Here is an 8,901-nt window from a genome sequence, read left to right on the forward strand (position 1 = left end):
GCCTGGCACGAGGCGCTGGAGGACGAAGGCATCGAGCTGTCGGTCTGGCGCATCCACCGCAAGATCGGGATGAGCGGCGGCCTGTTCACCAACATCCTCCTGCGGGAGACGGGGCTGGAGATCAGCGAGGAGCTGCTGGACCGGCTTCGCGAGCGGCACGCCGAGGCCTATGCGCGGCGCGCCGGGGCGGTGCGCCCGCTGCCCGGCGCACGCGAGCTGCTGGCCCATCTGAGCGAGGCCGGCATCCGCTGGGCGGTCGCGACCAGCGGCCGGATGCGCACCGCGCGGCCGGCGCTGGACGCGCTGGGCGTGGACCCCGACCGCATCCCGGTGGTCACGCGCGACGAGGTGAAGTACGCGAAGCCCGACCCCGACCTGTTCCTCGCCGCAGCGGAGCGGCTGGGGGTCGGGATCGGGACGGCGGTCGTGATCGGCGACAGCGTCTGGGACATGCTGGCGGCCCAGCGCGCCAGGGCGCTCGGCGTCGGGCTGCTGTCGGGCGGATACGGGCAGGAGGAGCTGGAGCGGGCCGGCGCGTTCCGCGTCTACGAGGACCCGGCCGGCCTCCTCCGCCACATCGACGAGGTCGGCGGGCGGCGCTGAGGGGGGCGGCGCTGAGGGGGGCGGCGCCGAGGCAGGCGGGCGCGCCCGCTCACCCCTCGGCGGGCGCGGGGCTGCGCCGCAGCTCCAGCAGATAGGCGACGAGGTCGGCGAGCTCGCGCTCGGAGATGACGGTCTCGGGGAAGGCGGGCATCGCGCCCAGGCCGTTGCGCACCTGGAAGGCGATCAGGGAGCCGGGCAGCGGCTTGTTGTTGAGCGCGAAGCCGAGCCCGCCCTCGCCGCCGGGATGGCACTGGTTGCATTGGGCCATGAACACCAGTTCCCCGCGCTGCGCGGCCGGGCCCAGGGACAGCTCGGCCGCCGGCGGGCCGCGCCGGGCGGTGCCGCAGGCCGCGACCAGGGCGACCAGGAGCGGCAGAAGGACGAGGGTGCGCATCTCAGCCTCCCTGCTTCGCGATGCGCCACAGCACGCCGGTCCCGGGCTGCGGGTCGGGGCCCCGTTCGTTCATCAGCATCACGCCGAAATCGACGACGTAGAGCGCGCCGTCCGGCCCGAACCGCACGGCGACCGGCCGCTCGAGCCCGCCCGTCTCCAGGAGCGAGGCCGGCCCGTTGCCCTGGCGGTTGACCGCGAAGTCGCGCACGACCCCGGTGGCCGGATCGGCCCGCACCACCCGGAAGCCGACGGGGTCCATCACCTTGCCGACGTCGGGGGCCATGTCGCCGAACTGCGCGACGAAGACCTCCCCCGGATAGCCGAAGCCGCCGGGCGCCGCGTCGAGGCCGTTGGACGAGGAGTGGACGCCGAAGGACGCCAGCGGCCGGGGCGGATCGCCGGGGTGGCGCGCCAGGACGGGTTGCGGCGGGACGTCGCGCGACGGCGAGGCGTAGCGCGGATCGTCCAGCCGGTCGCCGCCGGCGAAGTCCGGCCAGCCGTACCAGCGGCCCGGCTCCACCCGCCAGAGATGGTCGGCGGTGCCGAAGACCGGCCGGCTGCCGCGCTCGTCATAGGCGTTCTCGGTCAGGTAGAGCGTGCCGTCCGGCGCGAAGGCGAGCCCGAACGGGTTGCGGAAGCCCCAGGCGACCAGCTCGACCGGGCCGCCCTCCGGCCGCACGCGCAGGACGGCGCCGCTGCAGGGAACCGCGCCGCGCACGACCCGCCCAGGCTCGACCGGGGTGCCGAAGGGGACGAAGGCGCCGGTCACGACCTCGTCGGCGGCCTCGGTCAGCGGGTTGTCGGAGCCGTAGTTCACGCCGGCCAGCGTCACGTCCCGGCACGGCACGTCGTGGAAATCGGGATAGCGGCCGAGCCAGCCGAAATCGTAGTTGTCCGGGCCGACGACGCCGGAGTTGGTGGCCGTCCCCTGGCCGAAATAGAGCCATCCGTCGGGGCCGACGACGGGCCCGTTGGTGTGATGGTCGCCCACGCTGGGCAGGTCCTCGACGAGAGCGACCGGCGGGCGTCCCGGCACGATCCGCAGGATGCGCCCGCCCTCCAGCTCGCCGCCCTCGGCGACGTAGAAGGCGCCGTCGTGCCAGGTGACGCCGTTCCACGGTCCGTTGTTCCGGCCCTCGGCCACGACCTCGGCCGTGCCGCCGGACCCGATGCGCAGCAGCCGCGGCGTCAGGAAGACCTCGCCGTAGGAATAGCCGGCCTCGGTCACGTAGGGAGTGCCGGCGGGATCGAAGGCGACGCCGGTCGGGAAGGTCAGCCCGGTCGCGACCGCCTCGGCGCGATAGCCCTCGGGCAGCAGGATGTCGGCCGGCCGGACCTGGCGGGGCGGCGAGAACGCGGCCTGCCCGCCGCCGTCCGACGGCAGGACGGAGTAGCAGCCGGCGGTGCCCAGGCACAGCACCAGCGCGGGCACGAGATGACGGGGCATGGGCGCCTCCTGGACCTGCCGACACCAACTTTCCCGCGGGCGGTTTCGTTCCCTGCGCCCCGGGGCCCCGCGCCCCGGGCTCAGGCGAGGCGGGCATCGCTTGCTCCCGCCCCTGCCGCGCGCGAGGGTGCTACGAACATCACCACGCGGTCGCCGTCGTCGACGGACACCGGGCGCTGAAGCTCGGGCGACATCAGCTCGAGATTGCCGTTCGCGCGGATGATCAGCAGGGGCACGCCGTCGAAGCCGGCGGCGAAGTCGGAGAGCGGCTGCGAGCCGGCGGCCTCGAAGGCGGCGAAGCGCCACCCCCGCTCGCACCGCTCGACGATCTCGTCGAAGCACAGGTCGCGGTCCATGATGAACTTGCCGCGCCAGTTCCGGCTCAGGCCGCGGTGCGGGTCCGGGTCGCTCGCCTTCGGCGCGATCTCGAACACGCGCTCCCGCCCGACCTCGGGCCCCAGCTTGGCGCAGACGAGGGCGTTGTAGATGTCGTCCGCCGTGGCCGCGAGCAGATGGTCGACCGGCCGGCCGGCAAGCCGGTGCTCGGCCAGTTCCGACAGCACCTCGACCTGGAGCGTCTCCAGCCCCTTGCGCCGCGCGGGGGCGAGCGCGCCCTCGAAGATGTCGACCAGGAGGACGGGGACGTCGTGGCGGGACAGCAGCTCGGCGAGCGAGATCGTCCAGCCGGTGGCGCCGACGATCAGGAGGCCGGGCTTGTCCGCCCCTGTCAGGCCGACCCGGCGCGCCAGCGCCCCCAGGGTGAAGCCATGGGCGATCACGGTCGCGGCAATCACGACGAACACCGTCGGCAGGATCAGCTCCGCCGCCCGATAGCCCGCCTCGTCGAGCCGCAGCCCGGCGACGCCGGCCACCGCCGCGGCGACGATGCCGCGCGGCCCGATCCAGGCCACCAGCGCGCGCTCGCCCAGGCTCATGCGGCTGCCCAGGGTGGCCAGCATGATGGCCGCGGGGCGGACCAGGAACAGCACCGCGAACGTCAGCGCCAGGATGGGCAGCGACAGCCGCCCGAACACGTCGGGATCGAGGTCCGCGGTCAGGATGATGAACAGCGCCGAGACCAGGAGCACCACGAGCGCCTCCTTGAAGCGCCGCAGCTCCTCGATGCCGGTGATGCCGAGATTGGCGAGCGCCACGCCGAAGACGGTGGCGGCGATCAGGCCCGCCTCCTCCATCACCACGTTCGGCAGGGCGTAGACGCCGAGGGTGCAGGCGATCAGCATCGGCGTCTTCAGGACCTCCGGGACCTGGTCGCGCCGGAAGGCCCAGCGCACGAGGAAGGCGGCGCCGATGCCGAGGCCGAGCGCCAGCAGCACGCCGAAGAAGACGCGCACGGCGAGATGGAGGACGAGCTCGCCGCCCGTGGCGCCGTGCGCGGAGCTGACCAGCACCTCCAGCACGATTACCGCCAGCACGGCGCCGATCGGGTCGTTGACGATCGCTTCCCATTTCAGGAACGAGGCCGGGCGCGGGCGCAGGCGCGACTGGCGCAGCAGCGGCAGGATCACGGTCGGCCCGGTCACCACGAGGATGGCGCCGAACAGGATCGCCGCAGGCCAGGCGAGGCCGCCGACATAATGCCCGGCCAGCGCGCCGAAGGCCCAGTTGAGGGGCAGCGCCACGATGGTCAGCCGGACGATCCCGCTGCCGGTGGACTGCAGCTCGCGCAGGTCGAGGCTGAGGCCGCCCTCGAAGACGATGATCGCCACGACCAGGCCGATGGTCGGCCGCAGCAGCGGCCCGAAGCTCTCGCTCGGGTCCAGGAGGCCGAAGACGGGCCCGACCAACAGGCCGACGGCCAGCAGGACCACGATCGCCGGCACGGCGAGGCGCCAGGCCAGCCATTGCGCCGCGAAGCCTCCGACGACGATGCACATCACGACGACAAGAACGCCCGCTTCCATTCACCCTCCGCGCAATGCCTCCCTTCAACGGCCGGAACGCCGGAGCGTCCCGAATGTCCGGCGGCAGGTTGAACGACGCGACGCACCGAACGCCCGGACGGAGACGCATCATGACGCCTGGACGGCTCGTCCCCCTCGCCCTGCTCGCGGCGCTCGCCGGCATGCCGGCCGCCGCGCAGGCGCAAGTCGCGCAGACGCAAGCCGCGCCCCCGCTCGCCCGGGACCTGGGTGCGGAGACGCTGCCGCCGGCGACCGGCGCGTCCGCCCGCGAGGCGCTGAGGCAGGCGCGCCGGGAGATCGCGGCGGCGGCCGAGAGCCTGACCGCCGAGCAGGGCGCCCTGGCGCCGACCGTCGCCTACCGGGACGTCCGGGAGGCGCGCGGGGCGATGGAGCAGGCGCTGACCGCCGCCAAGGGCGAGGAAGGCCTGCCGGACGAGGTGTCGGACCGGCTGAGCCGGGCGATCGACCAGACCAGCGAGGCGGTGAGGCTGCTGGAGGAGGCGGCCTCGACGACGGATATCGACGCGGTCCTGGAGCACCTGGAGGAAGCCACGATCGAGCTCGACGCGGTTTCAGGGCGTCTGGGGAGCTGAGGGCCGGTCCTGTTTCCCTGCCCCCTGTCCCCCCTGCGCGGCGTGTTCAGGGCGTCCCGGCCCCGTCGGGTGCGCGGCCGATGCGGCCATGGGCGTCGGACATGCGGCCGACGGCCGGGACCAGGCGGCCGACCTTGCCCAGGCCGTAGGCCGGCATGTTGCCGTAGATCGCCTCGTACCGACCGGCGGCGACCTCGTAGGTCTCGTGCCAGATGCCGACGGCGCCGCCGGAATAGCCGATGCGCCGGTTGAAGTCGACCCAGGCCGGCCAGTGCCGGCCGTCGCGGGCGCGGGCATAGGCCACGAGGTCGTCGAGCGAGCGCCAGTACTGCACGGACAGGAAGCCCGACTGCTCGTGGCCGAGGAAGCCGCTGTCGGGACGGTCCCGCAGCTCGGCGAGCATGCGGCGCATCGCGCGCATTACCGGGAGCCAGAGATGCACCTTCCAGGGCTGGTTGATGCGCATGCCGATCAGGAAGACCACGAAGTCGCGGTCGTACTCGACGGTCATGCGCCGGACGGCGGCGTCGGCCATGGTTCCTCCGCTGGCGGTGGGCACGGTCCGGAGAGCCTAGCACGGACCGGGCGGGCGGTCGGCGCGCGCGGAGATGGCGGCGCGCGGCGGGGGCGGCTAGGATCGACGCCGCAGCCGCGAGGAGACGAGCCGCCCATGACCCAGGCCGAGCGCATGACGATCCACCACATCCCGGTCTGCCCGTTCTCGCAGCGGGTCGAGATCCTGCTGGAGCTGAAGGGGCGGCGCCGGGACGTGGCGTTCAACGTGATCGACATCACGCGCCCGCGGCCGGACTGGCTGCTGCAGCGCACGCGGGGCAGCACGGCGCTGCCGGTGCTGGAGACGGCGGACGGCCGGATCGTCAAGGAGAGCCTGGTGATCCTGCGCTACGTCGAGGACATCTTCCCCGATCCGCCGGTGGCGCAGCGCGAGCCGTACCGGCGCGCGGTCGAGAACATGCTGGTCGCGATGGAAAGCCCGTTCGTGACGGCCGGGTACCAGTTCGTGATGAACCAGGACCCGGGCCGGCGCGAGGCGCTGCGCGACGCGATGCTGGCCCTGTATGCCAAGCTGGACGATTTCCTGGTCGAGCACGCGCCGGACGGCACCTGGCTGTTCGAGGAGTTCGGGCTGGCGGAGGCGGTCTATGCGCCGATGTTCATGCGCTTCTGGTTCCTGGACTACTACGAGGGCTTCGAGCTGCCGGACGAACCGCGCTTCGCCCGCGTGCGGCGCTGGCGCGACGCCTGCCTCGCCCATCCCGCGGCCCGGCAGGTAAGCCGGGAGGAGATCGTCAAGCTGTACTACGACTACGCGCGGGGTGCGGGCAACGGCGCGCTGCTGCCGGGGCGGACGGTCAGCAGCTTCGCCTTCGAGCCGCACTGGTCGACGCGCCCGATGCCGCCGGCGGACAAGTACGGGCCGGGCGCGGACGACCGGGCGCTGGGGCTGCTGGCGTAAGGCGAGGATCGTACCAATGGTGTGGTACAATTGCAGGATGACAAAAGGGAGAGGCCATGGGCCCTGGAACCGGGGATAAGCCGCGCTGGCTATACCGCCTGGACAACTTCGGGCGCGCCATCGTCCTGCTGCGCGAGGCGGTGGAGATCCTGCGCAGCCGGGAAATGAGCCAGTTGGAAAAGGAGGGGATGGTTCAGCGGTTCGAGTTTACCTGGGAACTGGCCTGGAAACTGCTGAAGGATTATCTGGAGCATTCCGGCATAGTTCTGCAGACCGTGACCCCGGCGGCCGTGATCCGCGCCGCCTTCGCCGCGAAGCTGATCGAGGACGGGGAAGTCTGGATGCAGGCGCTGGATGCCCGCAACAGGATGGCTCATACATACAACGGCGCCGCGTTCGACGCGGTGGCCGTGGCGATCCGGGACCGGTACTTCGCCGCGCTGGAGGCGCTGCACCGGGATATGGCTGGACGGGCAGCGACGGGAGAGGCAGGCCGTGGCTGACGCCGCCGATCGGACTCAGGGCCGGACCCAGGGCCGGGGCCACGGGTTGAGCCCGGCGCAGGTGGAGAGGATCCGCGCCGTGCTGCGGCCCTTTGCCGACCGGATCGAACTGGCAGGCCTGTTCGGCTCGCGTGCAACGGGCAGATGGAAGCCGGCATCCGACATCGACCTCGTCCTCTACGGACCGGTGGCCGAGGCCGAGGTGGACCGCATCCGCACGCTGCTCATGGAGGAGGGCCTGCCGGTGCCGGTGGACATCGTCGCCTACCGCGCGATCGAGGGCACGGCACTGCAACGCCACATCGACGGCGTGATGCAGCCGTTGCTGACGAGCGACGAGCTAAGGGCGTAGGAAGGGCCCCGCCGTCGCTTACTTCAGCACGTATTCCGCGAGCACGGACTGGATCCGGTATATGTTCAGGCTCTTGTTGAACGTCTTCTCGATCGGGTCCGCCTTGCCCGAGATCCAGATCTTCATCTCGGCTTCGAGATCGAAACTGCCGGCGGTCTCGATGCTGAAATGGGTGATGCTCTTGTAGGGGATGGAGTGATACTCCGTCTTCCGGCCGGTGAGCCCCTGCTTGTCGACCAGGATCAGCCGCTTGTTCGTGAAGATGAAGAGGTCGCGGACCAGCTTGTAGACGCCTTCGATCTGCTCGCTGGGAGCGAGCAGCTGCGCGTATTCCTGCTTCACTTCCTCGATGTCGACTTCCTTCGCGTTTCCGAGCAAGCCACCCAGCATCGGTACATCCTTTCCGTTCCTGCGGCGATCGGCCGAATGCCGGCCGCGCCGGGCCATTAGAACCGGATTCGCGTAAAAGAGGCACCAAGTTCCGCATGCGCGGGGGCCTCCGTTTCTCGCGCATGGGAGGATCCTCAGCCGATGCCGAGGCTCTTCGCGCCGCCTCGGAACAATCCCTCGCCGTCGGGGTCGAACTTCATCGCGGCCAGAAAATCGTCGATGCGATAGCGCGGCAACGTCTTGTGAATGGTGGCCATGTAGGCCCGTGCGTCGTCGAGCCGGCCCGCGAGCGCGAGGGAAAGCGCTGCGATCGCCAGGATATGCGCGTGCGCGTTCGGACGGGCAGCGGCCTTGACCGCCCATTCGGCCGCCTCGTCGAACCGGCCCAGGCGCACGAGCGCCATCGCGCGGGCGCCGAACATGCCGAACAGCAGCGGATCGTACGGGCTGAGGCGGCAGGACTGGTCCGAGGCCGAGATGGCGGTGCGCGGATCGCCGGCCTGCGAGTGCACGAATGCGAGCGTGTAATGACCCATCGCGAAGTTCGGGCTGAGGTCGATGGCCTGCTCGAGCTCGATGCAGGACTGGTCGTGGCGGCCGCGCAGCCAGAGTGCCCGGCCCATCGCCCAATGCGCGGCGGGATCGCGGTCGTCGGCCATCATGCTCTGCCCGGCGGCCTCGAAGGCCCGGTCGGTTTCGGCCTCGCGGTCGGCCCAGCCCTGGAACGCGTTCTGGAAATGCGCGAAGGACAGGCCGGCATAGGCGCGCGCGAAGGTCGGGTCGAGGCGGACCGCCGTCGCGAAGAAGTGCCGGGCCCACTCGTTGTCGGCCCTGTTGAACCGGTACATGTGCCATAGGCCGCGGTGATGGGCCTCCCACGCGTCCAGCGAGTTCGGCGGCCTCAGGATCGCGCGGTTGCGCTCGATCGTCTCGATCTCGTTCGCGATGGACGCGACGATCCTGTCGCCGATCTCGTCGAGGAGGAGGAACACGCCGTCGGCGCCGTGGTTGAACATCTCCGCCCAGACGATCCGGGCGGTCCGCACCTCGGTCAGTTCGACCATCACCGTGAGGCGCTTGGCTTGGCGCAGCACGGAGCCGCCGACGAGATAGTCGACGTTCAGCATCCGGCCGGCCTCCTCCGGGCCGACGCTCCGCTCCCGGAGGGCGGAGGTGGTCCCATGGGCGATGACGAACAGGCTCCGCAGCTTGGCGAGCCT

The 8,901-nt window shown here is 71.5% G+C and carries 11 protein-coding genes; 5 read left to right on the plus strand and 6 right to left on the minus strand.

The features are described 5' to 3' along the window. Window positions 1-603 (plus strand): HAD family hydrolase (locus tag VGO20_RS28515; protein ID WP_327505816.1); only part of this gene is annotated, 603 nt, incomplete at its 5' end. A gap of 49 nt (window positions 604-652) precedes the next feature. Here the strand turns inward: VGO20_RS28515 and VGO20_RS28520 are convergent. The 3 genes from VGO20_RS28520 to VGO20_RS28530 form a co-directional block, all read right to left on the minus strand. Continuing rightward, window positions 653-997: a c-type cytochrome gene (locus VGO20_RS28520; protein WP_327505817.1), complete on the minus strand. Its 345-nt coding sequence runs from the start codon at window positions 995-997 to the stop codon at window positions 653-655. 1 nt (window position 998) lies between these two features. Next, window positions 999-2,444: a PQQ-dependent sugar dehydrogenase gene (locus VGO20_RS28525; RefSeq protein ID WP_327505818.1), complete on the minus strand. Its 1,446-nt coding sequence runs from the start codon at window positions 2,442-2,444 to the stop codon at window positions 999-1,001. An 80-nt stretch (window positions 2,445-2,524) separates the two neighbouring features. Beyond that, window positions 2,525-4,366, minus strand: coding sequence for a cation:proton antiporter (locus tag VGO20_RS28530; RefSeq protein ID WP_327505819.1), 1,842 nt, complete (start codon window positions 4,364-4,366; stop codon window positions 2,525-2,527). A 110-nt stretch (window positions 4,367-4,476) separates the two neighbouring features. On the opposite strand from VGO20_RS28530, the gene VGO20_RS28535 reads away from it, so the two are divergent. Continuing rightward, entirely contained in the window at window positions 4,477-4,959 is a 483-nt protein-coding gene (locus VGO20_RS28535) for a hypothetical protein (RefSeq protein WP_327505820.1), read from the plus strand. 46 nt (window positions 4,960-5,005) lie between these two features. On the opposite strand, the gene VGO20_RS28540 is transcribed toward VGO20_RS28535, so the two are convergent. Further along, window positions 5,006-5,494 (minus strand): DUF4188 domain-containing protein, encoded by a 489-nt coding sequence (locus VGO20_RS28540; protein WP_327505821.1) that lies wholly within the window; start codon window positions 5,492-5,494, stop codon window positions 5,006-5,008. 135 nt (window positions 5,495-5,629) lie between these two features. On the opposite strand from VGO20_RS28540, the gene VGO20_RS28545 reads away from it, so the two are divergent. Genes VGO20_RS28545 through VGO20_RS28555 form a run of 3 tightly spaced genes read left to right on the plus strand, consistent with a single transcriptional unit; the run spans window position 5,630 to window position 7,291 of the window. Further along, window positions 5,630-6,436: a glutathione S-transferase family protein gene (locus tag VGO20_RS28545; protein WP_327505822.1), complete on the plus strand. Its 807-nt coding sequence runs from the start codon at window positions 5,630-5,632 to the stop codon at window positions 6,434-6,436. Between the two features lie 56 nt (window positions 6,437-6,492). Beyond that, window positions 6,493-6,939 carry a nucleotidyltransferase substrate binding protein gene (locus VGO20_RS28550; RefSeq protein ID WP_327505823.1) on the plus strand — a complete coding sequence of 149 codons (447 nt, stop codon included), beginning with the start codon at window positions 6,493-6,495 and terminating at the stop codon, window positions 6,937-6,939. Then, window positions 6,932-7,291, plus strand: coding sequence for a nucleotidyltransferase domain-containing protein (locus VGO20_RS28555; RefSeq protein WP_327505824.1), 360 nt, complete (start codon window positions 6,932-6,934; stop codon window positions 7,289-7,291). Before VGO20_RS28550 ends, VGO20_RS28555 begins: the two co-directional genes overlap by 8 nt. 18 nt (window positions 7,292-7,309) lie before the next feature. On the opposite strand, the gene VGO20_RS28560 is transcribed toward VGO20_RS28555, so the two are convergent. Together VGO20_RS28560 and VGO20_RS28565 are read right to left on the minus strand one after the other, a co-directional pair. Further along, entirely contained in the window at window positions 7,310-7,681 is a 372-nt protein-coding gene (locus VGO20_RS28560; protein ID WP_327505825.1) for a PH domain-containing protein, read from the minus strand. 134 nt (window positions 7,682-7,815) lie between these two features. Continuing rightward, on the minus strand, window positions 7,816-8,901 hold a 1,086-nt coding region (locus tag VGO20_RS28565; RefSeq protein ID WP_327505826.1), incomplete at its 5' end, for a tetratricopeptide repeat protein.

Source organism: Arenibaculum sp. (assembly GCF_035998295.1).
In the GTDB taxonomy this organism is placed as follows: domain Bacteria; phylum Pseudomonadota; class Alphaproteobacteria; order Azospirillales; family Azospirillaceae; genus DASYHS01.